The following is a 25,504-nucleotide window of genomic DNA, read 5'->3' as shown; positions in this document are numbered from 1 at the left end:
CTAGGTTCGCCGCCTGTTGCGAGGAAGTGCTATTTTTCGAGTGACCCGTTGCAAGATGGGCAACAGGGCGGCAGGGTGGAGCCGTGAAGCACCTGCGCACCCTCGCCTACGTCACGGAGATCGCCCGCGCCGGGTCGATCCGCCGTGCCGCCGAGCGGCTGAGCATCACCCCCTCGGCCCTCACCCGGCAGATCCAGGATCTCGAATACGAGCTCGGCACGCCGATCTTCGAGCGGCTGGCGCAGGGGATGCGCCTCAACGCGGCAGGCGAGCTGTTCGCCCGGCACATCCGCGACCAGATGGCGGACCTCGACCGGGTCCGCTCGCAGATCGCCGACCTCTCCGGCGTGCGCCGGGGTCATGTGGCTCTGGCCTGCAGCCAAGCCTTCGTGACGCAGGTGGTGCCGGAGGAGGTCGAGACCTATCGCGCGCGCTTTCCGCTCGTCGGGTTCACGGTGCAGGTGCGCGACCACGCCCAGGCGGTGACGGCGCTCTCCACCTTCGAGGCGGATCTCGCCCTCATCCTCCAGCCTCCGCCCTCGGCGGATCTGCACCCGCTCTATTCCGGGCACCAGACCCTGCGCGTCCTGATGCGCGCCGACCATCCCCTGGCGGCGGAGGCGGGGCCGGTGCGCCTGCGCGACTGCCTCGGCCACGCCCTCGCCCTGCCCGACCGGTCGCTCGCCATCCGCCACCATATCGAGCAGGCGCTGGCCCGGCGGGGCGTCGCGCTGCAGCCCACCGTGGAATCGGGCTCCCTCGAATTCCTGCGCAACCTGACCCTGCGCGAGGGCGTGATCAGCCTTCAGGTGCCGAGCGGCATCCCGCAGGATCCGCGCCTGCATAGCCGGCCGATCGACGGGCGCGACCTCACGCCCATGGCGCTGGTCCTGGCGCAGCTGCGCGGCCGCTCCCTGTCGGTGGCGGCGGCGAAGTTCGCGGACCAGCTCGTCGCCCGCCTCAACCGGGAGGGGAGTTGAGGGGGCGTTCGGCGAAGATCGCCTTCTTCACGATGGCGTGGACGCCCCAGTTGCCGTCCACCACCTGCGTGATGCCGAAATCGACCGCGATGGACATGAGCGAGATCGCCTCGTCCTCGGTGAGGCCCTGCGCCTGCATCAGGAACTGGCGCATCTTGCGGAAGGCGTCCCGCATGGCGAGGTCGAGGGAGGATTTTGCGAAGATCTCCGATTGGGCGTCGGGCCCGAGGTCGCGCAGGTAGTTCGGGTAGCTGAAGCCCGAGAGGACCCAATCCTCCCCCGTCTCGATCATCGGGAAGTCGAGGCTGGCGAGGGAGGTGCCGGCGAGGTCGGCCTTCTTGTGCAGGATGAACTGGAACGTGCCGGTGAGCGAGCACTCGATGGCCGTGCCGCAGAGTTCGGAATCGCCCTGGCTCGCATGGGGATCGCCCACGGAGAACAGCGCGCCCGGCACGGCCACGGGGTAGTATAGCGTGGCGCCCTTGCCGATGCGCCAGTTGTCGATGTTGCCGCCGGTGTAGCTCGGCGGGATCGAGTTCACCATGTCGGCCTCGGCCGGCGCCAGCCCCATCGTGCCGAAATGCGGGCGGATCGGCAGGCGCACGCCCTTCAGCACGTCGAAGTCCCGCGTGGTGCGCGAATGGTCCACCGGCAGGCCGGGATAGTCGATGGTCGGGTGGTGGACGCCGTTCGGGTCGGTCACGCCCGGCCAGCGGAAGTTGTAGGCGGCCCGCGCCCAGTCGCGGCGGCCGGTGGCGTCGATCTCGTAGATCGTCACGACCTCGCGGGGCTTCTCCCCGGTTAGCAGGTCCTTGTAATGGTAGCCCCACCACGCCGCCGCGTTGCTGCCGAAGGCGAGGCCCTTGAACTTCGGGTTGGCGCAGGGGCGCGGCGCCACGTCGAGGATGCGCACCTCCAGCACGTCGCCGGGCTCGGCGCCGCGGATCGCCACCGGTCCGGTGCAGATATGCACGCCGAGCCCGCCGCCCGGCCCGAGCTTGGCGTCGTCCGGGCCGGCGCCGCGCCGGGCGACGCCCTTCTTCTCCTTGGTCCAGAGGAAGACGCTCTCCGCGCCGGGATCGCCCTGGACCATCCGCTCCGCGTCGTCGTTGGCGTGGTGGGTCAGGGTCTCGATGGTGACGAAGTCGCCGGATTCGATCTCGACCTGCGGCTTCAGGTTCTTGGAGAAGTAGCCCCAGTGGATCGTCTCGGCATTGGCCGGCAGGTGGTAATGCGCCGTCCGCCCGGCGGCGGCCTTGGCCGCGCTCGCCTGGGCCAGCGCCGGGCTCACGAGGGTGGTGCCCGCCGCCATCATCGCGGCGGCGCCGCCGGTCGCGGCGAAGGTGCTCTTCAGGAAGGCCCGACGCTCGGGCGCCATGTCGCGCCGGTAGCGAAGGCGATGCTCCGCGAAGGCCGCGCAGGTCGGATCGTCACCGAGGCACATTCCCAAAAACTCCGACTGACCGGATTCCCGGCAGCGATCCATGCAAGGGCGCGGCCAAGCTGCGGAACGATCCTTGCCTGCACGGGGCCGGAACCCGGCCTCGGAGGATCGATGAGCCCCAACCCGCACCCGGCCGCCCCGCCGGATCTCGACGCCTATTGCGACGCCGCCGCCGCGCTCCTCGGCCTGACGATCGAGCCCGCGTGGCGGGCGCCGGTCCTCGCCAACCTGCGGGTGCTGCGGGAGGCCGCCGCGCTGGTGGAGGGCTTCCCCCTCCCCGACGAGGCCGAGCCGGCCCCGGTCTTCGAGGCGTGAGGTGATGCCCGTGTCGCAGGATTGGGCCACGGCCCCCGCCGCCGCCATCGCCGGGGGCGTGGCCTCCGGGGCGGTCAGCGCCCGCGCCGTCGTCGCGGCGTCCCTGGAGCGGATCGGGCGGATCGACCCCGCCGTGAACAGCTTCACCGACGTGCTGGCCGGGCGGGCCCTCGCCCGCGCGGAGGCCGTCGATGCCGCGCTCGCCCGGGGCGAGGCGCCGGGCCCGCTCTGCGGCGTGCCCTTCGCGGTGAAGAACCTGTTCGACGTCGCGGGGCTGACCACCCGCGCCGGATCGCGCATCAACCGCGAGCAAGCGCCGGCCGCCCGCGACGCGGCGCTGATCCGCTGCCTCGAAGGCGCGGGCGCCGTGCTGGTCGGCGCCCTCAACATGGGCGAATACGCCTACGACTTCACCGGCGAGAACATCCACGACGGCGACACCCACAACCCGCACGACCTGTCGCGGATGGCGGGGGGCTCGTCGGGGGGCTCCGGCGGGGCGGTGGCGGCGGGGCTCGTGCCCCTGGCGCTCGCCTCCGACACCAACGGCTCGATCCGCGTGCCCGCCGCCTTCTGCGGCTGCTTCGGGCTGAAGCCCACCTACGGGCGCACCAGCCGGGCCGGCAGCTTCCCCTTCGTCGGAAGCCTCGACCATCTCGGGCCGATGGCGCGGAGCATCACCGACCTCGCCCTCGCCTTCGACGCGATGCAGGGGCCGGATTCCGACGATCCCGCCTGCGCCAAGCGCCCGGCCGAGCCCGCCCTCCCCGGCTTGGAGGACGGCATCGGGGGCCTGCGCATCGCCGCCGCCGGGGGCTATTTCACCCGCTCCGGCGAACCGGAGGCCTTCGCCGCCGTGGCGCAGGTGGCGGGGGCGCTAGACGTGTCCCGCGTCGTGGAACTGCCCGAGGCCGCCCGCGCGCGGGCCGCCGCCTACCTCATCAGCGCCGCCGAGGGCGCCTCCCTGCATCTCGACCGCCTGCGCCACCGCGCGGCCGAGTTCGATCCGGCGGTGCGCGACCGGCTGCTCGCCGGGGCGATGCTGCCGGCGACCTTCATCGAGCGGGCGCAGCGTTTCCGCCGCTGGTACCGGGCGGCCATGCTCGACCTGTTCGAGGAGGTGGACGTGATCCTCGCCCCCACCACGCCCTGCCGGGCGCCGAGGGGCGGACAGACCACCTTCCTCCTCGACGGGGTGGAGTTTCCGCTACGGCCGAACATCGGCCTCTACACGCAGCCGATCTCCTTCATCGGCCTGCCCGTCGTCGCCGTGCCGGTCTGGCCCGATGACGGGCTGCCGCTCGGCGTGCAGGTCATCGCCGCGCCCTGGCGGGAGGGCGTCGCCCTGCGGGTGGCGCGGCATCTCGAACGGGAGGGCGTCGTGCGCGCGCCCATCGCGAGGCTCTGATGGTGATCGACGATCCTGCGGTGAAGGCCGAGGTCGAGGCGGCCTTCGCCACCTACGAGACGGCCCTCGTCACCAACGACGTGCCGACCCTCGAAGCCCTGTTCCACGACGATCCCCGCACCATCCGCTACGGCGGCGGGGAAAACCTCTACGGCATGGAGGCGATCCGCGCATTCCGCCGGGGGCGCTCGCCCCAGGGCCTCGCCCGCGCCCTGAAGGGCACGGTGATCTCCACCTACGGACGGGACTTCGCCACGGCGATGACCCTGTTCACCCGCGAGAACGCGCCGGGCAAGGTCGGCCGGCAGAGCCAGACCTGGGTGCGGTTCCCCGAGGGCTGGAAGGTCGTCGCCGCGCATGTGAGCGTGATCGACGCCTGAGCCTCCTCAGTGGTGCCCCGCCATGTGCCGGCCGATCGTGCCGGCCTCGGCGGTGGCGCCCGGCGTCTCGTAGACGAGGCGGCCCTCCGACATCACGACGATGCGGTCGGACAGGGCCAGGATCTCGTCCAGATCCTCGCTGATGAGCAGCACCGCCGCCCCGGCGTTGCGGGCGGTGACGATCCGCGTGCGGATCTCGGAGACCGCCGCGAAGTCGAGGCCGAAGCACGGGTTCACCACGATCAGCAGATCGACCGGGTCGGTCAGTTCGCGGGCGAGCACCGCCCGCTGGACGTTGCCCCCGGACAGCGTGGCGATGGGCGCCTCCGACGAAGCGGTCTTCACCTGGAAGCGTTCGATCAGCTCCTTGGCGCGCCGGGCCATGGCGCGCCGGTCGAGCCAGAAGGTCGGCGGGCCGGCGGCGTCCTCGCCCCGGCGGTCGAAGGCGCGGAAGGCGAGGTTCTCGGCCACCGACATGCGCGGGGCGCAGGCTTCCCGCAGGGGCTCCTCCGGGATGAAGCGCACCTTACGCGCCCGGCTCTGCGCGCGGATCCCCGTATAGGGCTCGCCCGCCACGACCACCCGGCCGCCGGCCGCGCGGATGCGCCCGCCGAGCACGTCGGCCAATTCCTTCTGGCCGTTGCCCGAGACGCCCGCGATCCCGACGATCTCCCGCGCCCGCACACGCAGGTCGGGGATCGCGATCCGGCGCAGGCCGGAACTGTCGGTCGCCTGAAGGTTCTCGACGCGCAGGATCTCGCGGGCCGTGTCCGGTTCGCCGACGCGGCTGGCGATGGGCCGCACCGTCCGTTCGCCAATCATCATCGCCGCCATCTCGGTGCGCGACACGGCGCCGACCTCCCCGCCCCCGACCAGCTTGCCCCGGCGCAGGACGCTGAACGAGCGGGCGAAGGTCTCGACCTCCCGGAACTTGTGGCTGATCATCAGCACCGTCAGGTCGCCCCGGTCGGCCATGCCGCGCAGGAGCCCCAGCACCTCCTCGGCCTCGTCCGGGGTGAGCACCGAGGTCGGCTCGTCGAGGATCAGGAAGCGGGCCTTGAGGTAGAGTTGCTTGACGATTTCGAGCTTCTGCTTTTCCCCCGCCGCCAGTTCGGCCACTGGCCGGTCGAGGTTCAGCCGGAACGGCATCCCGGCCATGAACGCGGCGAGCGCCGCCCGCTCGGCCTTCCAGTCGAGGATGGCGGGGGCGTCGGCGCGGGCGATCACGAGGTTTTCCGCCCCGGTCAGGGACGGCACCAGGGTGAAGTGCTGGTAGACCATGCCGAGGCCGCGCCCCTGCGCGCCCTTCGGGTTGGTGATCTCGACCTCGCGGCCGTCCACCAGCACGCTGCCGGCGCTCGGGGCGTAGAAGCCCATCACGCATTTCACGAAGGTCGACTTGCCGGCGCCGTTCTCCCCGAGCAGCGCATGGAAGCCGCCGGCCTCGATCTTCATCGACACGTCGTCGAGCGCCGCGAAGGCGCCGAAGCGCTTCGTCATGCCGATGGTCTCGACGCCCAGCGCACCGGGACGCGTTCCCGGGGGCGGCGCCTCGCTCATGCGCGGCGCCCCATGGCCTCGATGAGCGCGGCCGAGGAGGCGACGGCGCCGAACACACCGCCCTGCATCGTCACCATCTTCAGGGCCGCCTCGTGGTTGCCGGGATCGGTCGCGGCGGTGCCGTCCGAGACGATCACGCATTCGAAGCCCCGGTCGTTGGCCTCGCGCATCGTCGTGTGGACGCAGACGTCGGTGGTGATGCCGGTGAGGATCAGGTTGCGGATGCCCCGCTGCGTGAGGATCAATTCCAGGTCGGTGGCGCAGAACGAGCCCTTGCCCGGCTTGTCGATGACCGGCTCGCCGGGCAGCGGCGCGAGTTCTGGGATGATCTCCCAACCCGGCTCGCCCCGCACCAGCACCCGGCCGCAGGGGCCGGGATCGCCGATCCCCGCGCCGATCCGGCGGGAGCGCCAGCGCTTGTTGGCGGGCAGGTCGGCGAGGTCCGGCCGGTGGCCCTCGCGGGTGTGGATCACGTGGAAGCCGGCGGCGCGGGCCGCGTCGAGCAGGCGGCCGATCGGCCCGATCGGCGCGCGGGTCAGGGCGAGGTCGTAGCCCATCGCGTCGACGTAGCCGCCCTTGCCGCAGAAATCCGTCTGCATGTCGATGACGACGAGGGCGGTGTTGCCGGGCCGCAGATCGCCGTCGAAGGGCCAGGGATAGGGCTCGGCGGCGGCGTAGGTGCCTTCCGTCCCGCTCATTCGGCGGCCTCGCGCCGGCCGGGCGTGCCGTAGGGGCGCGTCGGCGCCGGGAAGCCGCAGGAGGTGCCGTCCGTGACCACCACCTGATCCTCCCAGGGCAGGCGATAGCGGCCGGCGGCGAGGTCGGTCATGTAGGTGTAGGGGCAATCCTGCGCCCCGCCCTTCACCGCCGTGTAGCCCCGGTGGCCGAACTGGTAGATGTTGTTCTCGACGCCCCAGTGCCGGCGTGCCTCGCGCACCAGATCGGGCCGCACCTCGGCGGTGATGATCTCATCGACCCGGCCGGTGGTGCCGTGGGCGAGGACCATTCCGTCGAAGTTGCAGATCATCCCCTCGCCCATCGAGTCGAACGTGCCGTCCGAGCCGCACAGGCAGACGTTGGCCGTGACCATCAGGTTGCAGAAGGCGTTCGACTGGTTGGTGAAGCGCCAGGATTCGCGGATCGGGGCCGTGTAGCCGGCCGTGCGGATCATGATCTCGGCGCCCTTGTAGGCGGCCTCCCGCGCCATCTCCGGGAACATGCCGTCGTGGCAGATGATGAGGCCGAGCTTGGCGCCCTTCGGCCCCTCGATCACCGGGATGCCGAGGTCGCCCGGCTCCCAGGGTTCCACAGGGACCCAGGGGTGCATCTTCCGGTAGTAGAGCTTCAACTCGCCCCGGTCGTCGATGATCAGGCCGGAATTGTAGGGCATCCCGCCGGGGTTCGCCTCCATGATGGAGAAGCAGCCCCAAATCCGGTGCTCGGCGCAGGCGCGCTTGAAGGCCGCCACCTCCGGCCCGTCGAGGGTGCACAGGATCTCCGGGCGGATATCCATGGACAGGCCATGGAGGGCGTATTCCGGGAAGACCACGAGGTCCATCGTGCCGAGGTTGGCCCGCGCCTTGGCGACCATCGCCACGATCCGGTCGGTCTGCGCCGCGATGTCGGCGCGGGTCTCGATCTTCGGCAATTGCAGTTGCACGAGGCCGATCACCACGCCGTTTGGCGACTTGTTCAATCCACCGAGGCCGTTCATCGGCACCACTCTCACTTCGACAGGGACAGCTCGCCCGGCGCCCCGGCCAGCGCCCGGTCGGGCGAGGAGGTGGCGATCAGGAGGGCGAGGGTGAGGACGTAAGGGGCGGCGTAGAACAGGTAATAGCCCTGCGAGACGCCCACCGATTGGAGCGCCGGGCCGAGCGCCCCCGCGCCGCCGAACAGAAGCGCCGCCCCGAAGCAGGCGAGCGGGTTCCAGCGGGCGAAGATGACGAGCGCCACCGCCATCAGCCCCTGGCCGGAGGAGATGCCCTCGTTCCACGAGCCCGGATAATAGAGCGAGAGATAGGAGCCGCCGATCCCGGCGAGCACGCCGCCGAGCCCGGTGGCGACGAGGCGCACCCGGTCGACGTCGTAGCCGAGCGCCCGGGCGGCGTCGGCGCTGTCGCCGACGACGCGCAGGATCAGCCCGGCCTTGGTGTTGCGGAAGCCCCACCACAGGGCGACGGAGAGGGCGGCGCCCGCGAGGAACAGCACGTTCACCCGCAACGCCGCCTGCACCTGGGGCAGGTCCGACCACGCCCCGAAGGGGATGGCCGGCAGCGGCGGAGCGGGGGGTTGGATGAACGGCTTGCCGAAGAAGAACGCGAGGCCCGTGCCGAACAGCATCAGGGCGATGCCGATGGCGACGTCGTTCACCTTCGGGAACTTGCAGAGGGTGCCGTGGAGCAGGCCGAACAGCCCGCCCGCGAGCCCCGCCACCGCCACCCCCGCCCAGGGCGAATTCGTGAGCACGGCGGTGGCGTAGGCCGACATCGCCCCGAACACGAGGGTGCCTTCGAGGCCGAGATTGATCCGCCCCGAGCGCTCGGTGATCGTCTCGCCGAGGCTCACGAACAGGAACGGGGTCGAGACGCGGATCGCGCCGCCGAGGATCGCCAGCGGCACGCTCCAGAGGCCGAGATCGTCGCTCATGCGGGGACCGCCTCGCGCTTCTGCGCCCAGAGATGCGGGTTGAACGGCTTGAACCGGCCGTAGAGCGTCTCGCTCAGGAGCACGACCAGGAAGAGCAGCCCTTCCAGCACCAGCACCGTCGCGTCGGGCAGTTGCATCCGGCGCTGGATCAGACCGCTCGACGCCTCGATGCCACCGAGGAGGAAGGCCACCGGCATGATCGCGAGGGGATTCTGCCGGGCGAGGAAGGCGACGAGGATGCCGGTGTAGCCGTAGCCCGCCGCCAGGGTGCCGTTGGCGTTGCCCTGCACCGCCGCGACCTCGAAATAGCCGGCGAGCGCCGCGAAGGCCCCGCCGAGCGCCGTGAAGCCGACGATGAGCCGCCCGACCGGCAAGCCCTGGATCTGCGCCGCGCGGACGTTCCCGCCCGCGATCCGCGCCGCGAAGCCCAGCGTCGTGCGGTCCATGAGGATGGAGGCGATCACGCAGGCGAGGATTCCGCAGCCGAGGCCCCAATGGACGCCGATCACCGGCATCGGCCCGAGCATGAAGGCGTCGCCCACGGGCAGGGTCGAGGGCTTGTTGAGGCTCGCGGGATCGCGCAGCGGCCCCTCGATCATGTGGTTCGCGAGCGCGATGGCGATGTAGGACAGGAGCAGGCTGGAGATGGTGGCGTTGACGTTGCGATAGGCCTGGAGCCAGCCGACGGCGCCGATCCAGACGGCGCCGGCAAGCATGGCCGCGCCGGCCATCAGCGGCACGGCGAGGAGGGCCGGCAGACCGGCGAGCGGCTGGGCGGCGGCCGCCGCCGCGAGGCCGCCGAGCACGATGGCGCCCTCGCCCCCGATCACCACGAGGCCGAGGCGGGCGGGCAGCGCCACGCATAGGGCGGCGAAGAGGAGGGGCGCGGCCCGCTGCAGGCTGTTGCCGAGCGCGAAGGGCGAGCCGAAGCCGCCCCGCCAGACGATGTCCACGAGTTGCAGGGGCGACTTGCCGAGCGCGGCCAGGAACAGCCCGAACAGCAGGAACCCGACGAGGGCGGCGCCGACCGGGATGGCGATGGCTTCGAGCCGGCGGGCGAGCCACGCGCGCAGGGGCAGCGAGGTCCAGCCGCGCGGCCCGTCGGCGGCGAGCTTCGAGGGGGCGGCGTCCGCGACCACGTGTTCAGGCTCCTCCGCGCTTCGTGCGGGCCGGCGGCGCAGAAACCGTGCCAGAGGCAATCAGCGCCGCACCGAGACGTCGGCTTTTCCCCATCCTCCCCCTCATCCTGAGGTGCCCGCGGCAGCGGGCCTCGAAGGAGGGTTCCAGAAGGCTCCGCGATTCCTGGAGCCCTCCTTCGAGGCGGCTACGCCGCACCTCAGGATGAGGAGGGCGATGGGACTCACAGGGTTCCCGGTCACACCTTCAGACCGAGCCCTTCACGCCCTCCACGAGGTAGTTCGTGCCCTCCAACTCGACGGCCTTCTCGGGATAGGCCTTGCCGGCGGGTATCACCTCCTTGCCGGTGTTGTCCTTCAGCGGCCCCTTGATGATCTCGTAGCCGCCCTTCAGCATCTCGGCCTTCACCGCATCCGCGTTCCGGCGGGCGCCGTCCGACACGGCCGGGCCGTAGGGGCTCATCTTCACGTAGCCGTCCGCCAGCCCGCCGCGCACGAAATGCGCGGGCACCTTGCCCGCCTGCATCGCCCCGATCGCGTCCTTGTAGATCGGCAGCCAGTTCCACTCGGCGCCGGTCAGGTATTTCTGCGGCGCCAGCGGCGACTGGTCGACATGGTAGCCGCAGACGAAGGCGCCCCGGCGGGCGGCGGTCTCGACCACGACCTTCGGGCTGTCGACGTGGCAGGTGATGACGTCGGCGCCGCCATCGACCAGGGCGTTGGTGGCCTCGGCCTCCTTCACCGCCAGCGACCATTCCCCGGTGAAGATCACCTGGCAGGTGATCGCCGGATCGACGCTGCGCGCGCCCAGAAGGAAGGCGTTGACGTTGTTGAGCACCTGCGGGATCGGCTTGGCCGCGACGAAGCCGATCTTCTTCGACTTGCTGGCATGGGCGGCGACGATGCCGTTCAGATACTGCCCCTGCGCGATGTAGCCGAAATAGGAGCCGGCGTTCGGCGGGTCCTTCTCGGTCCAGAGGCCGCCGCAATGGCGGAACTGGATCTTGGGGTTCTTGCGCGCCTCGTTGAGGAGATAGGGGCTGTAATAGCCGAAGGAGGTCGGGAAGAGCAGGCTGGCCCCGTCGAGGTTGATCATGCTCTCCATGGTCTTCTCGACGGCGTTGGTCTCGGGGACGCGCTCCTCCTCGGTGATCTCGATCCCGCTCATGCCCTTGAGGGCCTTGGCCGCCTGGGCGTGGGCTTGGTTGTAGCCGTAATCGTCCTTCGGCCCGACATAGATGAAGCCGACCGTGAGCGGCGCGGCGGCGCGGGCCCGCCCGCCCGTCGCCGCATCAAGGCCAAGGAGCGCCCCCGCGCCGAGCAGGGTCCTGCGGGTGAACGGACAATGGGCCACGGACGAACTCACGCCAGACGAGCCGCCCGGAGGCGGCGGACGGGTCGAAAGCTTAAGCAGGTCCCTTGAGGGGGCGAAGCCGATATTTACGGCAGCGCGACAAGTCGTTTTCGCTGGGAGCCAAGCATCGACCGCCTATGCGTTGACCGTGACTTGTTCAATCGCGCGCCAATCCGGCGATTCGCACGGCGCGGCGCGACCGGTCGCGGTTCGTCGTTTGCGGGAACTCGCGCGCGCCTGCGCCATTCGTCCCCATTATTGGAGAGGATCGCACCATGGCGATGGGTTTCAGGACGGCGGCACTGATCGGGCTCGGCGCCCTCGTGGCGACGGCGGGCGCGGCCTCCGCGCAATCGACCGGTGCCCCCGCCGGGCGCGAGCCCGCGACCGCGCCGGGCGGCACCAAGGGCCTCGCCGGCCCGCGCAACGCCGCCGAGGCGGTCCGCTCCGGCGACGCCATCGCGGTGAACCCGCGCGGCCCGGCCGCCACGGGCACGACGCCGGCGGCGCGGATGCCCGCCGGGCGCTGAGCCGCCCCTACTGGGGGAGCTTGTCCTCGATCCCCTTCACGTACCAGTTCATGCCGAGGATCATCGGGTCGGGGGCGGTCTCGCCGTCCTTGACCGCGATGGTGCCGTCCTGCTTCGTCACAGGGCCGGCGAAGGAGTGCGTCTTGCCGGAGGCGATGTCCTTCACGGTCGTCTCGGCCAGGGCCTTCACGTCGTCGGGCATGTTGGTGAAGGGCGCGAGGACGACCATGCCGTCCTTGATGCCGCCCCAGGTATCGTGGCTCTTCCACGAGCCGTCGAGCACCGCCTTCGCCTCGCCGATCACGTAGCCGTTCCAATCGTCCACGATGGAGGTGAGCTGCGCCTTCGGGGCGAAGCGGTACTGGTCGGAGGATTGGCCGAAGGCGAGCTTGCCCTGCTTCTCGGCCTCCTGCAGCGGCGCGGCGGAATCGGTGTGCTGGGTGAGGATGTCGGCGCCCTGCGCCAGCAGCGCCTTGGCGGCCTCGGCCTCCTTGCCGGGGTCGAACCACGTGTTCACCCAGACGATCTTGAGCTTGATGGCCGGGTTCACCGATTGCGCGCCGAGCATGAAGGCGTTGATGCCGCTCACCACCTCGGGGATCGGGAAGGAGGCGATGTAGCCGACCGTGCCCGTCTTCGAGAGCTTGGCGGCGATCTTTCCGCAGACGTAGCGGCCCTCGTAGAACCGGGCCGAGTAGGTCGAGACGTTGGCGGCGCGCTTGTAGCCGGTGGCATGCTCGAACTTCACCTTGGGGTATTTCTTGGCGACCTTCAGGGTCGGCTCCATGAAGCCAAAGGAGGTGGTGAAGATCAGCCCCATGCCGGAGCGGGCGAGCTTCTCGATGGCGCGCTCGCTGTCGGCCTCCGGCACGTTCTCGAGATAGGTGGTCTCGACCTTGTCGCCCATCGCCTCGGCCAGCGCCTTGCGGCTGAGGTCGTGCTGGAACGAATAGCCGTAATCGGCCACCGGCCCGACATAGACGAAGCCGACCTTGAGCTTGTCCTCCGCGCTCGCCGCGCCGGAGACCAGGAGGAGCGCGCCGAGGCAGGCTGAGAGGGTCGTCCGCAACATCCGCATGTGTCCTTGTGTCGTGGTGTCTATCGGTGCGGGGTGAAATCCCGGCCCAGCGCCGCCGGGGCCTGCGAGCCGCCCCGCCGCCGCCCGAGGGAGAGCAGGACCAGGGCCAGGATCGTCGCGAGGTAGGGAAGCGCCGAGAGCAACTGCCCCGGCAGGCCGATGCCGGAGGCCTGGGCGTGGAGTTGCAGCACGGTGGCACCGCCGAACAGGATCGCCCCGCCCACCACCCGCGCCGGCCGCCACGAGGCGAAGACGACGAGGGCCAGCGCGATCCAGCCGCGCCCGGCGGTCATGGCCGGCGCCCAGAACGGCGTGTAGGCCAGCGACAGGTAGGCCCCCGCCAGCCCGGCGCAGGCGCCCCCGAACAGTACCGCGAGGAAGCGCACCCCGCGCACCGACAGGCCCAGCGAATGGGTGGCGGTGTGGTCGTCGCCGATGGCGCGCAGGATCAGCCCGCCCCGCGTCCGCCACAGGAACCACGAGACGCCGAAGGCGAGGGCGATGCCGGCATAGACGAAGCCGTCCTGCCCGAAGAGGAGGCGGCCGACGCCCGGCAGGTCGCTCAGGACCGGCAGGTGGAGATGGGGCGCGGGCTCGCGCTTCAGCCCGACATAGCCCGCGCCGACGAGCCCCGAGAGCCCGAGGCCGAGGATCGTCAGCGCCAGACCCGAAGCGACCTGGTTCGCCGCGAGCCCCACCGTCAGCAGGCCGAACAGGGCGGACAGCGCCATCCCCGCGCCGATCCCGGCCAGCGCCCCGACGAGGGTCGAGCCGGATTCCACCGCCGCCGCGAAGCCGATGGCCGCGCCGCAGACCATCATGCCCTCGACGCCGAGGTTCAGCACGCCCGCCCGCTCGGTGACGAGTTCGCCGAGGGCCGCGATGATGAGCGGCGTCGCGGCGGTCAGCACCGTGACCAGCACCATCTGGACGAGGTCGAGGCTCATCGCGCCGCCCCCGGCACGAGGCGGACCTTGAACCGCGTGAACACGTCCGCCGCCAGCACGAGGCCGAGCAGCAGCCCCTGGAAGGCCCGGGTTAGGTCGAGCGGGAGCCGCAGGTCGATCTGCGCCGCCTCCCCGCCGATGGTGGTGACGGCGATGACCAGCGCCGCGAGGAGGATTCCGACCGGCGAGAGCCGCCCGAGGAAGGCGACGATGATCGCGGTGAAGCCGTAGCCCGGCGAGATGGTCGGCTGGAGCTGGCCGATCTTGCCCGCCACCTCCACGATGCCCGCGAGCCCCGCCGCGCCGCCGGAGATGGCGAAGGCCATCAGCGTCAGCCGCGCCTCCCCGAAGCCCGCGAACCGGGCGGCGCGGGGGCTCGCGCCGACGAGGCGCATCTCGAACCCGAACAGGCTGCGCCCGAGGACGACGGCCGCCAGCAAAACGGCGGCGAGCGCCACCAGCACGCCTGCGTGCAGCGTATCGCCCTCCATCAGGTAGGGGAGCCGCGCGGCGTCATCGAACGTCACGCTCTGCGGGAAATTGTACCCGGCCGGATCGCGTAAGGGACCGCGCGCCATGTAGTCGAGGAGGAGTTCGGCCACGTAGACGAGCATGAGGCTCGTCAGGATCTCCGAGACGCCGAGCTTCACCCGGAGCAGCGCCGGGATCATCGCGTAGGCGAGGCCGGCGAGCGTGCCCGTGAGGAGCATCGCCGGCAGCACCCAGAATGTGGCGCCCGCACTGCCATGGGTGGCGATGGCGACCATGCCGCCCGCCAAGCCGCCGACCACGAACTGGCCCTCGGCGCCGATGTTCCACAGGTTCGCCCGGTAGCAGAAGGCGAGGCCGGTCGCGATGAGGGCCAGCGGCGCCGCCTTCAGGGCGATCTCCTGCAGCGACCACAGGTCGGAGAGCGGCGCCACGAAGTAGACGGTGAAGGCGGCGGCGGGCGAGACGCCCATCAGCGCGACGGCGATGCCGCCGACCAGCACGGCGGCGAGGAAGGCGAGCGCGGGCGACAGGGCGGCGGAGAGCGCCGAGCGGCGCCCGCGCGGAACGAGGTCAAGCCGCATGGGCGGCCTCCGGCGGCCTGCCGGCGCCGCCCATCAGCAGGCCGACCGCCTCGCGGGAGGTCTCGGCCCGCGCCACGGGCGGCGACAGGCTGCCGCCATGGAGCACGGCGATGCGCCCCGCGATCTCGAACAGCTCATCGAGGTCCTGGCTGATCACGAGGACGGCGCTGCCCCGCGCCGCGAGGTCGATCAGCGCCTGCCGGATCCGCGCCGCCGCCGCCGCGTCGACGCCCCAGGTCGGCTGATCGACCACGAGGAGGCCGGGCTCGGCCAGGATCTCCCGCCCGACCACGAACTTCTGGAGGTTACCGCCCGACAGCGTCCCGGCGGCCGGGTCCGGCCCCGCCTTGCGCACGTCGAAGGCCGTGCTCACGCTCGCCGCCATGGCCCTGGCCGCCGTGCGGCGCACGAGGCCGAAGCGGGTGAGCGGAGCCGTGGCGTGGCGCGACAGCACGATGTTGTCGGACAGGCTCAGGCCGGGGGCGGCGGCGTGGCCGTTGCGCTCCTCCGGCACGAAGGCCGCGCCCAGCCGGCGGCGGGCATTGATGCCGAGATGCCCGGCGGGCGCGCCGTCGATGCGCACGGCCTCGGCCGGGACCGTCGTCTCGCCGGAGAGGGCGGCGAAGAGTTCCGCCTGCCCGTTCCCGGCGATGCCGGCGATGCCCAGGATCTCGCCGCCCCGGATCGCCAGCGTGATGTCCCGCAGGGCGGTGGCGTGCAGGCGGGGTGCGGGCAGTGAGAGCCGGTCGAGGCGCAGGCGCTCGGGGCCTGCCGGGGCGCCGGGCGCCGCCGCGATCCCGCGGACCTCCTCCCCCACCATCATCGCGGCGAGCGAGGCGGCGCTCTCCGCGCGCGGGTCGCAGGCGCCCACCACCTTGCCCGCCCGCAGGATCGTGGCGCGGGCGCAGAGGCGGCGCACTTCGTCGAGGCGGTGCGAGATGTAGAGGAGCGCCCTCCCCTCGTCGCGCAGGCGCTCCAGCACCGTGAACAGCAACTCGGCCTCGCCGGGGGTGAGGACCGAGGTCGGCTCATCGAGGATCACCAGCTTCGGATCCTGCAGCAGGCAGCGCACGATCTCGATGCGCTGGCGCTCGCCGGCCGAGAGCGACCAGACCGGGCGATCCGGTTCGAGATGCAGCCCGTAGGTCTGCCCCAGCGCCGCGATGCGCCGGGCGAGGTCAGCGCGGGAAAGGCCGCGCTCCATCACCAGGGCGATGTTCTCGGCGACCGTCAGGTTCTCGCAAAGGGAGAAGTGCTGGAACACCATGCCGATGCCGAGCCGGCGCGCGGCCTCGGGGCTGCCGAGCCGCACCGTCTCGCCGCGATGGGTGACGACCCCCTCCGTCGGCTCCAAGAGGCCGTAGAGGATCTTCATCAGCGTCGACTTGCCCGCGCCGTTCTCCCCCAGCAGGGCGTGGATCTCGCCGGCGCGGATTTCGAGGTCGATGTGGTCGTTGGCCGTGAAGGCGCCGAAGCGCTTCACGATGCCGTAGGCGCCGAAGAGCGGCCCCGCCTCGCTTGCCACGGCGCGCCCGTCAGAAGACGTGGAAGGCGAAGCCGGCCAGGAAGCTCTTTTCCTCCGTGCCCTTGAAGGTCGCCGTCTCGACATTGCCGAACTTGTTCAGCCAGTACTGGAAGCCGATGAACACATCGACCTTGTTCGGCTGGTCATAGACCAGCTTGCCGAGGTCGAGAACGAGGTTCGTGCGCGACAGGAATTCCAGGCCCCGCTTCGGGTTGAACGCGAAGTCGGCCACGTTCTGCACACCCCGGCCCTTGGGCAGGACGATGTTGTTGAACCCCGTCACGCTCAGGGGCAACCCGGTAAACGTCAGCGGGAAGTTATAGACGAGCTCGAACTCGGGGACGACGTCGAAGCTCTGGTCGCGATCCGGCTGCACGTTGAAGCCGTTGCGGTTCCATTCCTTGTAGGCGTGGACCGACAGGTTCAGGAACCCGGCCGGCACGTCGAACGCGAAGTTCAGGCCGCCGACCACGTCGCGCTTCTTCGAGCCGAAGGCGTCGTTCTGCGAGTTGGCGTCGAAGCCGAAGGCCAATGACACGTCCTTGACGAGGCCGGGGATGGCGAAGGCCTTCGTGTTGGTGAGCGCGTTGAGGCTGAGCGTGCCGCGATAGAGGCCGTAGGCTTCGGTGTTGCCGTAATCGGCGAAGAACGGGTTGGCGATGGTGCCGGGCGGGTTGGTGGTGCCTGCGGGAAATTGCGAGCCGGATTTCAGGATGTCGAGGGAGAAGAAGTTGGTGCCGTAGGCCCAAGCGTCGGCGTGGGAGATGTTGAGGATCTGCTTGGGCGCTTCGCGGGAGACGAAGCTGCCGTCGCCGCGCTGGATCTGCACGCCGGGTGAGACCGTCGGGAACTGGTAGCGATAGCTGATCTGCGTGTCCGCGAAGAGGAAGAACGGCGCGTCCACCGGCGCCGCCGCCGGGGCCACGTCCTTCTTCACCGAACCGAGATCGGCGGCGTCGGCGGCCCCCATCATCGAGAGCGGCAACGCCGCCGCGAGCATGAAACGCTTGAACATCCTACGATCCCCCGGGCCTTCTCGGTCGGGGAGACTTCAGCAACCGCTATGCCATGCCTTGGTTGTATGCCGACCGGCGCGGGACGTGTTGCAAAACTGCGACAATCTGGCATCCCATTGAGCTGTCTGCCTGTTTCCCATCCAGACACAGGCCCCGTCATGGCGCGGGATCGCCTGCATGGATCTTGCGTGAGGGGGCCGGCGAGGGAGGGCGACGTGCCCGTCATGCGCGCAGGTGACGACGATGGATTCCCCGACGCTTCCCGCCTTGAAGACCGCCCGCCTCGTCACGGCATGAGCGCCCCCGTGGAGCCGCCAATCCGGCGCCGGGCCCTGCGCGGGCGCATGGCGAGCCTGTCCGGCAACCCGTTCCTCGCGGAAGGCTGCCTCGACCATGTCGAGGACGCCCTGATCCTGATCGAGGACGGGCGCATCGCGGCAGTCGGCCCCTATGCCGAGACGCTGGGCCAAGTCCCGGCGGGCGTCGCGGTGGAGCATTACGAGAACGCGCTGATCCTGCCGGGGCTGATCGACACCCACGTCCACTACCCGCAACTGCAGATGATCGCCTCCTACGGCGAGCAATTGCTGACCTGGCTCACCAAGTACACCTTCCCCGCCGAGCTCGAATTCGCCGACCAAGCCCATGCCGAGCGGGTCGCGAAGCTGTTCTTCCGCGAGATCCTCGGCGCCGGGACGACCACGGCTTTGGTCTATTGCACGGTGCATCCCGGCTCGGTGGAGGCGTTCTTCGCCGAATCCGAGCGGTTCAACACCCGCATGATCGCCGGCAAGGTCCTGATGGACCGCAACGCCCCCGCCGGCCTCCTCGACACCGCCCAGCGCGGCTACGACGAGAGCAAGGCGCTCATCGCCCGCTGGCACGGGCGGGGGCGGCAGCTCTACGCGGTGACGCCGCGCTTCGCCGCCTCCTGCACCCCGCCCCAGCTCGACGCGGCCGGAGCGCTCCTGAAGGAGCATGACGGCCTCTTCCTCCAGACGCATCTCTGCGAGACCACCGACGAGATCGCCTGGGTGATGGACCTGTTCCCCGACCGGGCGAGCTACCTCGACGTCTACGCCCAGGCGGGCCTCGTCGGGCCGCGCTCGGTCTTCGGCCACGCGATCCACGTGACGGAGGAAGATTTCTGCACCTGCCATGCGGCCGGCGCGGCGGTCGCCCATTGCCCGACCTCGAACGGCTTCCTCGGCAGCGGCCTGTTCCGCCTCTACGATGCCCTCGACCCCAAGCGCCCGGTGCGGGTGGGGCTCGGCTCCGATGTCGGGGCCGGCACCACGCTGTCGCTCCTGAAGACGCTGGGCGATGCCTACAAGGTCGCCGCGCTGCGCGGCACCAAGCTCGACGCGCCGCGCGCCTTCTGGCTCGCGACGCTCGGCGGCGCGGAGGCCCTGCGCCTCGATGACCGGATCGGCCGCATCGCCCCCGGCTACGAGGCGGATCTCTGCGTCCTCGACCTCGCGGCGACCCCGCTCCTCGGCTTCCGCACGCAAACCTGCCGCAGCATCGAGGATCTGCTGTTCGTGCTGATGACCCTCGGCGATCACCGCACGGTGCGCGCCACCTGGGTGGCCGGAGACTGCGTCTACGACACCCGCCGCGCGGGCGATCCGCTGCGCTACCCGCGTTCCACGCCGATCGACTGACTTTGGCTCGGCGCTTGCTTGAGCTTGACCGTTATTGGAGGGGTGACGATGCGCCGGTTGAGTCTGGGACTGTGCCTGATCCTCGGGCTGCCGGCGGCGGCGCTCGCGCAGAGCTATACGGCGCCGACGCCTACCGACGTGCCGGCGACCGCCACACGGGAATTGAGCAAGGCCGACCGGAAGACCGCCTGCACGCAGGAGGCCGACCGGCGCAACATGCGCGGCCTGCGCCGCCAGCAATACCGCGCCGCCTGTCGCGGACGGCCGATCCCGAAGCGGGTCAACCCCTGACCGGAGGCGGTGCGAGGCCCCCGCCTTGATCTTCGTTTCAGGCACGCTTAGACAGTAAAACCTGAGGCGAACCAATACATTAGCGTGATTATAAACTACGGGCCCGCAGCGGCGCGTATGACGGGATCGCCGGCGCGGTGACGGGACCCGCCGGGACTGCGATCGCTGCGCGGAGGGACGGACATCTCGCGAGGCTGCGGCCTCTGGCGCCGTTCTTCTGCCTGTATGTCAGCTTCGGGGCGACCCTCGGTTTCCTCTCGGGCGGGGCGCCGCTCATCCTGCGTGCCCGGGGCGTCGACCTCACGGAGGTCGGGCTGCTGCAGGTCATCAACCTGCCGGTGGGGTTGACCTTCCTGTGGGCCCCCCTCCTCGACCGGCTGCGCCTGCCCGTCCTGGCGCACCGCACCGGCTGGATCCTCGCCGCACAGGGCGTTGCGATCCTGCTCCTTGGCCTCCTCAGCCTCGGCGAGACCTGGCCCCTTCCGGCCCTCCTCGCCCTGGCGATCGCCGCCTGCACCTGCGTCGCCACCATGGACATCGCCCTGGAGGCCCTCGTGGTCGAGACCGTGGGCGCCGAGCGCCGCGCCTTCGTCGCCTCGGCCAAGCTCTGCGGGGCCTCCCTCGGCGGCGTCATCGGCGTCGGCGTGCTGGTCGGATCCTACGACAGCCTCGGGTGGCGGGTCGCGGTGCTGGCCTGCGCCGCCCTGAACCTCGCCCTGCTCCTTCCGATCCTGTCCTACCCGGAACGGCCCCTGCGCCGGGGCCAGCCTGCGCGGGAGGAGCGGACGGGCTCCCTCGGGCGGCTGCGCGTGCTGGCGCCGCGCATCCTCGTGCTCGGCACCTATTTCGCCGCCGCCTACCTGCTCTCCGGGCCGAACACCCTCGCCCTCCTCGACCTGCAGGTGCCCCTCGCCCAGGTCGGGCTCCTCACCGGCACCGTCCTGCCGGCTGTAAACCTCGTGATGGCGTTGGTCGCCGGAGGCCTGAGCGCGCGGGTCGGCACCGTCCGGCTGATCGTCGTGGGCGCGGCCGGCGTCCTGGCGTCGGGGCTCCTGATGGCGCTCGCCTGCGCCGCCGGCTCGGCCCCCGTCGCGATCACGGCGACGATCCTGAACTTCCTGTTCGGCGGGCTTCTCGGGGTGCCGGTGTTCAACATGATCTACCGCTGGGCGCAGGGGAAACGCCCGGCGACGGATTACGCCCTGCTGTTCGGCGCGGCCTTCTTCGCGGCGATGCCCGTGCGGGTGGCCTCGGCGGCGCTGGCGGACTGGCTCGGCTGGCCGGTCTATTTCGCGGCGGCGCTGCCGCTCTACGCGGTGGCGGTCGCCGGGCTCGCAAGGATGGTCGGACGGACCCTGCGCAACGATGAGGCGGTGTCGCCATGATCGAGGACGTCCTCGCCCGCGTGCCCGCCTCGCTCGCGGCCTACCGGGACAGCGTCGCCGCCGGCCCCGGCGGCGCGGCGTCCCTGCCGCTGCCGGCCCTGCGCGACGAGGCGGTGTTCGACGCCGCCCTCGCGCCCTTCGCCGCCGGCTTCGGCGAGGCCGACCGGCGCGCCGTCGTCTCGTTCTGGAGCCAGTATTACTTCGCCCTCCTCGCCACCCCCGCCCTCACTGCGCTGATGTGCTGCGGCCGCGCCCTGCCCTTGGCCTTCGAGGCGACCCGCCTCGAACTCGACGCCGAGGGCCGCCCCGCCCGGCTCCTCATCGATGTGCAAGCGGGGGATGGCGCCGCCTGCCCCGCCGCCGGCCTGTCCGGGCTGATCGAGGGGCATCTCCGGCCCTTCGTCGAGCTGTGTCACGCCCGCTGCGGGCTGGCGCCGCGCGTCCTGTGGGGCAACGCCGCGACGATCCTCGATTACGTGGCGCGGGAGATCGGGGAGGACGCGCCCTACGCCTGTGACGAGGTCGCGACCTGCCTCGGATGGCGCCGGGGACCGGGCTGCGCTAGGACTCCCCTCGCGCAGGCCCTGTGCCCGGATGCGGCGGGCTGCCGGCGGCGCGCGTGCTGCCTGCGCCACCGTCTTCCCGGCGTGGCCTCCTGCGGGCCGCGCTGCCCCCTCGAACGCTGTCCCGCCCCATGCTGAAGGCCTTCCTCGCCTATTACAGGCCGCACAAGGCGCTGTTCCTCGTCGATTTCGGCTGCGCCGTGCTCTCCGGCCTGCTCGAACTCGGCTTCCCCGTGGCGGTGAAGGGCTTCATCGACACCCTGCTGCCGCGCCAGGATTGGGGGCTGATCGTCCTCGCCGCCGCCGCGCTGGCGCTGATCTACGTGGCCAATGCCGGGCTGATGGTGGTCGTGACCTATTGGGGCCATGTGCTGGGCATCAACATCGAGACGACGATGCGCGCCCGCGCGTTCGATCATCTCCAGAAGCTCTCCTTCCGCTTCTACGACACGCAGAAGACCGGCCATCTCGTGGCCCGCGTGACGAAGGACCTGGAGGAGATCGGCGAGGTCGCCCATCACGGGCCGGAGGACCTGTTCATCGCGCTGATGACCCTCGTCGGCGCCTTCCTGCTGATGCTCTGGGTCCACCCGCCCCTGGCCTTCATCACCGGGGCGATCCTGCCGGTCATCGCCTTCGTCTCGCTCCGCTACGGTGGTCGCATGACCCGCAACTGGCAGACGCAATACGGGCGGGTCGGGGCGTTCAACGCCCGGATCGAGGAGAATGTCGGCGGGATGCGCGTCGTGCAGGCCTTCGCCAACGAGCCGCACGAGCGCGCCCTGTTCGCCCTCGACAACGCCCGCTACCGCGACACCAAGCTCGAAGCCTACCGCCTCATGGCGGCGGGCCTGTCGATCAACTATCTCGGCCTGCGCCTCGTCCAGATCGCGGTGCTGCTCGGCGGCGCGGCCTTCGTGGTGCGCGGCGACCTGAGCCCCGGCGGCTTCGTCGGCTTCCTCCTGCTCGTCGGCGTGTTCTACCGGCCGCTCGAAAAGATCGGCGCCGTGGTCGAGACCTACCCGAAGGGCGTGGCGGGCTTCCGCCGCTACCAGGAATTGCTCTCCACCGAGCCCGACATCACCGACCGCCCCGGCGCCGTCGCGGCCGCCGGCCTGCGGGGCGAGATCGCCTTCGAGGGGGTGGGCTTCGGCTACGGCCGGGGCCGCCCGGTCTTCACCGGCCTCGACCTGCGGATCGCGGCCGGCGAGACGGTGGCCTTCGTGGGGCCGTCCGGCGTCGGCAAGACGACCCTCTGCGCCCTGCTCCCGCGCTTCTACGAGGTCGAAGCCGGGCGGATCACCGTGGACGGCACCGACATCCGCGACATCACCCTCGCCTCCCTGCGGCAACAGATCGGCATCGTGCAGCAGGACGTGTTCCTGTTCGCCGGCACGATCCGCGAGAACATCGCCTATGGCCGGCTCGACGCCAGCGAGGAGGAGATCGTGCAGGCCGCGAGGCGGGCGCGGCTCGGCGCCCTCATCGACAGCCTGCCGGAGGGGCTCGACACGGTGGTCGGCGAGCGCGGCGTGCGGCTCTCGGGCGGCCAGAAGCAGCGGATCGCCATCGCGCGGGTGTTCCTCAAGAACCCGCCGATCCTGATCCTCGACGAGGCGACCTCGGCGCTCGACACGCAGACCGAGCGGGAGATCCAGCGGGCGCTGGCCGACCTCGCGCAGGGCCGCACGACACTGGTGATCGCCCACCGCCTCGCCACCATCCGCGACGCCGACCGGATCGTCGTGCTCGGCGAGGGCGGCGTGGCGGAGCAGGGCCGGCACGCGGACTTGCTGGCCGGCGACGGCCCCTATCGCGGCCTGCACGCCGCCCAGTTCGGCAGCGCGGGCGAGGCGGAGCGGGCGGCGGCGGAATAGGCCGCCGCCCGCCGCGCCTACGGCGTCAGCCCCGCCGCCGCCAAGCGACCGGCGAGGCGCGGGTAGACCTTGAGCGTGTTGCCCGCGAAGATCCGCGCGCGGTCCTCGTCCGTGAGGGCGGCGGCGTCGACGTAGCGCTTGGTGTCGTCGTAGGCGTGCCCCGTCTCGGGATCGATCCCGTTCACCGCCCCGACCATCTCGGAGGCGAACAGGATGTTCTCGTGGGGCACGACCTTCATCAGCAGGTCGATGCCGGGCTGGTGGTAGACGCAGGTGTCGAAGAAGACGTTGCGCATCAGCTCCGACAGCGGCGGGCGCTTCAGGTCCTGCGCGAGGCCCCGGTAGCGGCCCCAATGGTAGGGCACCGCCCCGCCGCCATGGGGGATGACGAGCCGCAGGGTCGGGAAGTCCTTGAACAGGTCGGAGGTGACGAACTGCATGAAGGCGGAGGTGTCGCCGTTGATGTAATGCGCCCCCGTCGCGTGGAAGTTGCGGTTGGCCGAGGCGCTGACATGGACCATGCCGGGCACGTCGAGCTCGACCATCTTCTCCCAGAGCGGGTACCAGAACCGGTCCGAGAGGGGCGGATCGGTCCAGAAGCCGCCGGACGGGTCCGGGTTCACGTTGCACCCGACGAAGCCGAGTTCCTTGACGCACCGCTCCAGCTCGGCCGTGCAGTTCCGCGGCGAGACACCCGGCGTCTGCGGCAACTGGCAGACGCCCACGAAATTCTTCGGGTTCAGGGTCACGACCCGGTGGATCATGTCGTTCGACACGATCGACCAGTCGAGGCTGGTGCGGGCGTTGCCGATATGGTGGCCCATCCCGCCCGCCCGGGGCGAGAACAGGGCGAGCGAGATACCCCGCTCCGCTTGCAGCTTGAGCTGGCGCCCGCGCACGCTCTCCCGCACCTCGTCGTCGCCGACCTTGAGATCGGAGGGTGAGGGCGTTTGCGCGGGATCGTTGAGGGCGTCGATCTGGCGCTTGCGCCACGCCAGCATCGCCGGCGGCTCGGTGGTGTAATGCCCGTGGCAATCGATCACGAGCCCGCCGTAGCGGGAGGGCTCGGCCCGCGCGGCGGCGGGGGCGGCGGTCAGGGCCGCCGCGCCGAGGCCCGCGAGGCCCCGCATGAAGCCCCGCCGGGGTAGGCAGCAGGGGCAGGCGGCGCCCGTGACGGGATCGTCCGATCCCGCCATCATCGCGGGCCCTCCTGCAGGGCGGCGCGCTTGCGCAGGACCATGTCGCCCCGGAACAGGAACTTCTGGGCGCGCTTGCCGGTGTCGACCTCCGTCGTGAAGACGTTGCCCTTCGAGTCGATGGCGAGGTTGTGGACCCAGTGGAAGTCCCCCGCCATCCGGCCGTTGCGCCCGAACCGGCCGAGGATTTCGCCGTTCTCGCGGCTGAGGGTGCGGACCTCGTTGTTGGCCCCGTCCGCGTTGAGCAGATAGCTCTGGCGCTCGTCCGGCCACAGGGCGAGTTCCCAGACCGACCCGTTGGCGCGGGTGTTCCTCTCGACGAACATCTCCTTCACGAAGCTGCCGTCCTTGTGGAACACCTGGATGCGGTTGTTCGTGCGGTCGCAGACATAGACCAGCCCGTCGCGGGCGATCTGCACGCAATGGACCGGGTTGCGGAACTGCGCGGCGGGCTCGGCCGCCGGATCGTAGGCGCCGAGCTTGTCGTCGGTCGGCGGCTTGCCGTAGGCGCCCCACATCCGCTTGAACGCGCCGGTCTCGGCGTCGAACACGATGATGCGGTGGTTGTAGTAGCCGTCGGCGACGTAGAGTTCGTTCGTCTCGGGATCGACCGTCATCGCCGCCGGCTTGCCGAGGCGGGTCGTGTCCTGGCTGTCGGTCTGCGGGCCCTGCTTGCCGATCTGGAGGACGAATTGGCCGTCCTGCGTGAACTTCAGGATCTGGCCGTCCGTGTCGCCGTTGCCCGCGAGCCAGACGAAGCCCTTCGGGTCGATATGGATGCCGTGCTCGTTCTGGGGCCATTGGTAGCCCTCGCCGGGCCCGCCCCAGGACTTGATGAGCGTGCCGGCCTGATCGAACACGAGGACCGGCGGGGCGGGCTTGCAGCAGCGGGTGCGCTGCGGATCGAGGCTCGCGGCCTTCTCGTCGTCGGTGAGGGTGCGCGGGCGCTGGATCACCCAGACATTGTCCTGGGCATCGACCGCGACGCCCGCCGCCTGCCCCATGATCCAATCGTGGGGCAGGCGTTTCGGCCAGCCCGGATCGACCTCGAAGCGCAGGGGTTCTTCCGCCATCGCGGGAGCCATGAGGCCCAATAGAACGGCGACCGCCACACGCTTCAGCATGCAAACCCT

24 protein-coding genes are annotated in these 25,504 nt (G+C 70.9%); 10 read left to right on the top strand and 14 right to left on the bottom strand.

Features of this window, described 5'->3' with window-relative positions:
• Positions 1-83 precede the first annotated feature (83 nt).
• Positions 84-980: a LysR family transcriptional regulator gene (locus tag ACXJ1Y_RS03910; RefSeq protein ID WP_463848850.1), complete on the top strand. Its 897-nt coding sequence runs from the start codon at positions 84-86 to the stop codon at positions 978-980.
• Here ACXJ1Y_RS03910 and ACXJ1Y_RS03905 read toward each other — a convergent pair.
• A complete protein-coding gene (locus ACXJ1Y_RS03905) occupies positions 961-2,424 on the bottom strand; it encodes an acetamidase/formamidase family protein (protein ID WP_463848849.1) in 1,464 nt (487 codons plus the stop codon). The genes ACXJ1Y_RS03910 and ACXJ1Y_RS03905 overlap by 20 nt on opposite strands.
• Positions 2,425-2,535: 111 nt before the next feature.
• Between ACXJ1Y_RS03905 and ACXJ1Y_RS03900 the strand changes: the two genes are divergently transcribed.
• Genes ACXJ1Y_RS03900 through hpxZ form a run of 3 tightly spaced genes read left to right on the top strand, consistent with a single transcriptional unit; the run spans position 2,536 to position 4,527 of the window.
• Positions 2,536-2,739 carry a DUF4089 domain-containing protein gene (locus ACXJ1Y_RS03900; protein WP_463848848.1) on the top strand — a complete coding sequence of 68 codons (204 nt, stop codon included), beginning with the start codon at positions 2,536-2,538 and terminating at the stop codon, positions 2,737-2,739.
• A gap of 4 nt (positions 2,740-2,743) precedes the next feature.
• Positions 2,744-4,147, top strand: coding sequence for an AtzE family amidohydrolase (locus ACXJ1Y_RS03895; protein WP_463848847.1), 1,404 nt, complete (start codon positions 2,744-2,746; stop codon positions 4,145-4,147).
• Positions 4,147-4,527: an oxalurate catabolism protein HpxZ gene (gene hpxZ / locus ACXJ1Y_RS03890; protein WP_463848846.1), complete on the top strand. Its 381-nt coding sequence runs from the start codon at positions 4,147-4,149 to the stop codon at positions 4,525-4,527. Before ACXJ1Y_RS03895 ends, hpxZ begins: the two co-directional genes overlap by 1 nt.
• A gap of 6 nt (positions 4,528-4,533) precedes the next feature.
• On the opposite strand, the gene ACXJ1Y_RS03885 is transcribed toward hpxZ, so the two are convergent.
• The 6 genes from ACXJ1Y_RS03885 to ACXJ1Y_RS03860 all read right to left on the bottom strand — a co-directional run bounded on the left by ACXJ1Y_RS03885 (position 4,534) and on the right by ACXJ1Y_RS03860 (position 11,226).
• Complete coding sequence (locus ACXJ1Y_RS03885; RefSeq protein ID WP_463848845.1) at positions 4,534-6,087, bottom strand: ABC transporter ATP-binding protein; 1,554 nt, start codon at positions 6,085-6,087, stop codon at positions 4,534-4,536.
• Positions 6,084-6,785 (bottom strand): biuret amidohydrolase, encoded by a 702-nt coding sequence (gene biuH, locus ACXJ1Y_RS03880; protein WP_463848844.1) that lies wholly within the window; start codon positions 6,783-6,785, stop codon positions 6,084-6,086. Before biuH ends, ACXJ1Y_RS03885 begins: the two co-directional genes overlap by 4 nt.
• Complete coding sequence (locus tag ACXJ1Y_RS03875) at positions 6,782-7,801, bottom strand: formamidase (RefSeq protein ID WP_463848843.1); 1,020 nt, start codon at positions 7,799-7,801, stop codon at positions 6,782-6,784. Before ACXJ1Y_RS03875 ends, biuH begins: the two co-directional genes overlap by 4 nt.
• A gap of 11 nt (positions 7,802-7,812) precedes the next feature.
• Complete coding sequence (locus tag ACXJ1Y_RS03870; RefSeq protein ID WP_463848842.1) at positions 7,813-8,736, bottom strand: ABC transporter permease; 924 nt, start codon at positions 8,734-8,736, stop codon at positions 7,813-7,815.
• The gene (locus ACXJ1Y_RS03865; protein ID WP_463848841.1) at positions 8,733-9,875 is read right to left on the bottom strand and encodes an ABC transporter permease; all 1,143 of its coding nucleotides are present in this window, start codon (positions 9,873-9,875) and stop codon (positions 8,733-8,735) included. Before ACXJ1Y_RS03865 ends, ACXJ1Y_RS03870 begins: the two co-directional genes overlap by 4 nt.
• Before the next feature lie 244 nt (positions 9,876-10,119).
• The gene (locus tag ACXJ1Y_RS03860; RefSeq protein WP_463848840.1) at positions 10,120-11,226 is read right to left on the bottom strand and encodes a BMP family ABC transporter substrate-binding protein; all 1,107 of its coding nucleotides are present in this window, start codon (positions 11,224-11,226) and stop codon (positions 10,120-10,122) included.
• 275 nt (positions 11,227-11,501) lie between these two features.
• On the opposite strand from ACXJ1Y_RS03860, the gene ACXJ1Y_RS03855 reads away from it, so the two are divergent.
• Complete coding sequence (locus ACXJ1Y_RS03855) at positions 11,502-11,756, top strand: hypothetical protein (RefSeq protein WP_463848839.1); 255 nt, start codon at positions 11,502-11,504, stop codon at positions 11,754-11,756.
• A gap of 7 nt (positions 11,757-11,763) precedes the next feature.
• On the opposite strand, the gene ACXJ1Y_RS03850 is transcribed toward ACXJ1Y_RS03855, so the two are convergent.
• Genes ACXJ1Y_RS03850 through ACXJ1Y_RS03830 form a run of 5 tightly spaced genes read right to left on the bottom strand, consistent with a single transcriptional unit; the run spans position 11,764 to position 17,394 of the window.
• The gene (locus ACXJ1Y_RS03850; protein ID WP_463848838.1) at positions 11,764-12,828 is read right to left on the bottom strand and encodes a BMP family ABC transporter substrate-binding protein; all 1,065 of its coding nucleotides are present in this window, start codon (positions 12,826-12,828) and stop codon (positions 11,764-11,766) included.
• 26 nt (positions 12,829-12,854) lie between these two features.
• Positions 12,855-13,781: an ABC transporter permease gene (locus ACXJ1Y_RS03845; RefSeq protein ID WP_463848837.1), complete on the bottom strand. Its 927-nt coding sequence runs from the start codon at positions 13,779-13,781 to the stop codon at positions 12,855-12,857.
• A complete protein-coding gene (locus ACXJ1Y_RS03840; RefSeq protein WP_463848836.1) occupies positions 13,778-14,854 on the bottom strand; it encodes an ABC transporter permease in 1,077 nt (358 codons plus the stop codon). Before ACXJ1Y_RS03840 ends, ACXJ1Y_RS03845 begins: the two co-directional genes overlap by 4 nt.
• Complete coding sequence (locus tag ACXJ1Y_RS03835; protein ID WP_463848835.1) at positions 14,844-16,463, bottom strand: ABC transporter ATP-binding protein; 1,620 nt, start codon at positions 16,461-16,463, stop codon at positions 14,844-14,846. The genes ACXJ1Y_RS03840 and ACXJ1Y_RS03835 overlap by 11 nt, the downstream gene beginning before the upstream one ends.
• Positions 16,390-17,394 (bottom strand): hypothetical protein, encoded by a 1,005-nt coding sequence (locus ACXJ1Y_RS03830; RefSeq protein ID WP_463848834.1) that lies wholly within the window; start codon positions 17,392-17,394, stop codon positions 16,390-16,392. Before ACXJ1Y_RS03830 ends, ACXJ1Y_RS03835 begins: the two co-directional genes overlap by 74 nt.
• A 294-nt stretch (positions 17,395-17,688) precedes the next feature.
• Here ACXJ1Y_RS03830 and guaD point away from each other — a divergent pair, with 294 nt between their 5' ends.
• From guaD to ACXJ1Y_RS03805, 5 genes are all read left to right on the top strand, one after another.
• Positions 17,689-19,059, top strand: coding sequence for a guanine deaminase (guaD, locus tag ACXJ1Y_RS03825; RefSeq protein WP_463848833.1), 1,371 nt, complete (start codon positions 17,689-17,691; stop codon positions 19,057-19,059).
• 48 nt (positions 19,060-19,107) lie between these two features.
• Positions 19,108-19,350 carry a hypothetical protein gene (locus ACXJ1Y_RS03820; RefSeq protein ID WP_463848832.1) on the top strand — a complete coding sequence of 81 codons (243 nt, stop codon included), beginning with the start codon at positions 19,108-19,110 and terminating at the stop codon, positions 19,348-19,350.
• Between the two features lie 137 nt (positions 19,351-19,487).
• Positions 19,488-20,735 (top strand): MFS transporter, encoded by a 1,248-nt coding sequence (locus ACXJ1Y_RS03815; RefSeq protein WP_463848831.1) that lies wholly within the window; start codon positions 19,488-19,490, stop codon positions 20,733-20,735.
• Entirely contained in the window at positions 20,732-21,436 is a 705-nt protein-coding gene (fhuF, locus tag ACXJ1Y_RS03810) for a siderophore-iron reductase FhuF (RefSeq protein WP_463848830.1), read from the top strand. Before ACXJ1Y_RS03815 ends, fhuF begins: the two co-directional genes overlap by 4 nt.
• On the top strand, positions 21,430-23,175 hold the full coding sequence (locus tag ACXJ1Y_RS03805; RefSeq protein WP_463848829.1) for an ABC transporter ATP-binding protein: 1,746 nt from the start codon (positions 21,430-21,432) through the stop codon (positions 23,173-23,175). Before fhuF ends, ACXJ1Y_RS03805 begins: the two co-directional genes overlap by 7 nt.
• Before the next feature lie 17 nt (positions 23,176-23,192).
• On the opposite strand, the gene ACXJ1Y_RS03800 is transcribed toward ACXJ1Y_RS03805, so the two are convergent.
• Positions 23,193-24,371, bottom strand: a complete 1,179-nt coding sequence (locus tag ACXJ1Y_RS03800) for an amidohydrolase family protein (protein ID WP_463850027.1) — start codon at positions 24,369-24,371, stop codon at positions 23,193-23,195.
• A complete protein-coding gene (locus ACXJ1Y_RS03795; RefSeq protein ID WP_463848828.1) occupies positions 24,371-25,495 on the bottom strand; it encodes an NHL repeat-containing protein in 1,125 nt (374 codons plus the stop codon). Before ACXJ1Y_RS03795 ends, ACXJ1Y_RS03800 begins: the two co-directional genes overlap by 1 nt.
• Between the last annotated feature and the right edge of the window lie 9 nt (positions 25,496-25,504).

The sequence above is a fragment of the Methylobacterium sp. TK26 genome, from assembly GCF_055361565.1.
The sequence above is the reverse complement of the archived record's forward strand: the minus strand, read 5'-3'. Positions and strand labels throughout refer to the sequence as shown.

Bases quoted from the DNA above. Each gene is read 5' to 3' on its own strand.
- fhuF (WP_463848830.1), top strand. From the start codon at position 20,732: ATGATCGAGGACGTCCTCGCCCGCGTGCCCGCCTCGCTCGCGGCCTAC.
- hpxZ (WP_463848846.1), top strand. From the start codon at position 4,147: ATGGTGATCGACGATCCTGCGGTGAAGGCCGAGGTCGAGGCGGCCTTC.
- ACXJ1Y_RS03855 (WP_463848839.1), top strand. From the start codon at position 11,502: ATGGCGATGGGTTTCAGGACGGCGGCACTGATCGGGCTCGGCGCCCTC.
- biuH (WP_463848844.1), bottom strand. From the start codon at position 6,785: ATGAGCGGGACGGAAGGCACCTACGCCGCCGCCGAGCCCTATCCCTGG.
- ACXJ1Y_RS03835 (WP_463848835.1), bottom strand. From the start codon at position 16,463: ATGTCGAGACGGCGACCTTCAAGGGCACGGAGGAAAAGAGCTTCCTGG.
- ACXJ1Y_RS03820 (WP_463848832.1), top strand. From the start codon at position 19,108: ATGCGCCGGTTGAGTCTGGGACTGTGCCTGATCCTCGGGCTGCCGGCG.
- guaD (WP_463848833.1), top strand. From the start codon at position 17,689: ATGAGCGCCCCCGTGGAGCCGCCAATCCGGCGCCGGGCCCTGCGCGGG.
- ACXJ1Y_RS03800 (WP_463850027.1), bottom strand. From the start codon at position 24,371: ATGGCGGGATCGGACGATCCCGTCACGGGCGCCGCCTGCCCCTGCTGC.
- ACXJ1Y_RS03805 (WP_463848829.1), top strand. From the start codon at position 21,430: ATGCTGAAGGCCTTCCTCGCCTATTACAGGCCGCACAAGGCGCTGTTC.
- ACXJ1Y_RS03900 (WP_463848848.1), top strand. From the start codon at position 2,536: ATGAGCCCCAACCCGCACCCGGCCGCCCCGCCGGATCTCGACGCCTAT.
- ACXJ1Y_RS03885 (WP_463848845.1), bottom strand. From the start codon at position 6,087: ATGAGCGAGGCGCCGCCCCCGGGAACGCGTCCCGGTGCGCTGGGCGTC.
- ACXJ1Y_RS03870 (WP_463848842.1), bottom strand. From the start codon at position 8,736: ATGAGCGACGATCTCGGCCTCTGGAGCGTGCCGCTGGCGATCCTCGGC.
- ACXJ1Y_RS03830 (WP_463848834.1), bottom strand. From the start codon at position 17,394: ATGTTCAAGCGTTTCATGCTCGCGGCGGCGTTGCCGCTCTCGATGATG.
- ACXJ1Y_RS03840 (WP_463848836.1), bottom strand. From the start codon at position 14,854: ATGCGGCTTGACCTCGTTCCGCGCGGGCGCCGCTCGGCGCTCTCCGCC.
- ACXJ1Y_RS03845 (WP_463848837.1), bottom strand. From the start codon at position 13,781: ATGAGCCTCGACCTCGTCCAGATGGTGCTGGTCACGGTGCTGACCGCC.
- ACXJ1Y_RS03875 (WP_463848843.1), bottom strand. From the start codon at position 7,801: ATGAACGGCCTCGGTGGATTGAACAAGTCGCCAAACGGCGTGGTGATC.
- ACXJ1Y_RS03795 (WP_463848828.1), bottom strand. From the start codon at position 25,495: ATGCTGAAGCGTGTGGCGGTCGCCGTTCTATTGGGCCTCATGGCTCCC.
- ACXJ1Y_RS03905 (WP_463848849.1), bottom strand. From the start codon at position 2,424: ATGTGCCTCGGTGACGATCCGACCTGCGCGGCCTTCGCGGAGCATCGC.
- ACXJ1Y_RS03895 (WP_463848847.1), top strand. From the start codon at position 2,744: ATGCCCGTGTCGCAGGATTGGGCCACGGCCCCCGCCGCCGCCATCGCC.
- ACXJ1Y_RS03850 (WP_463848838.1), bottom strand. From the start codon at position 12,828: ATGTTGCGGACGACCCTCTCAGCCTGCCTCGGCGCGCTCCTCCTGGTC.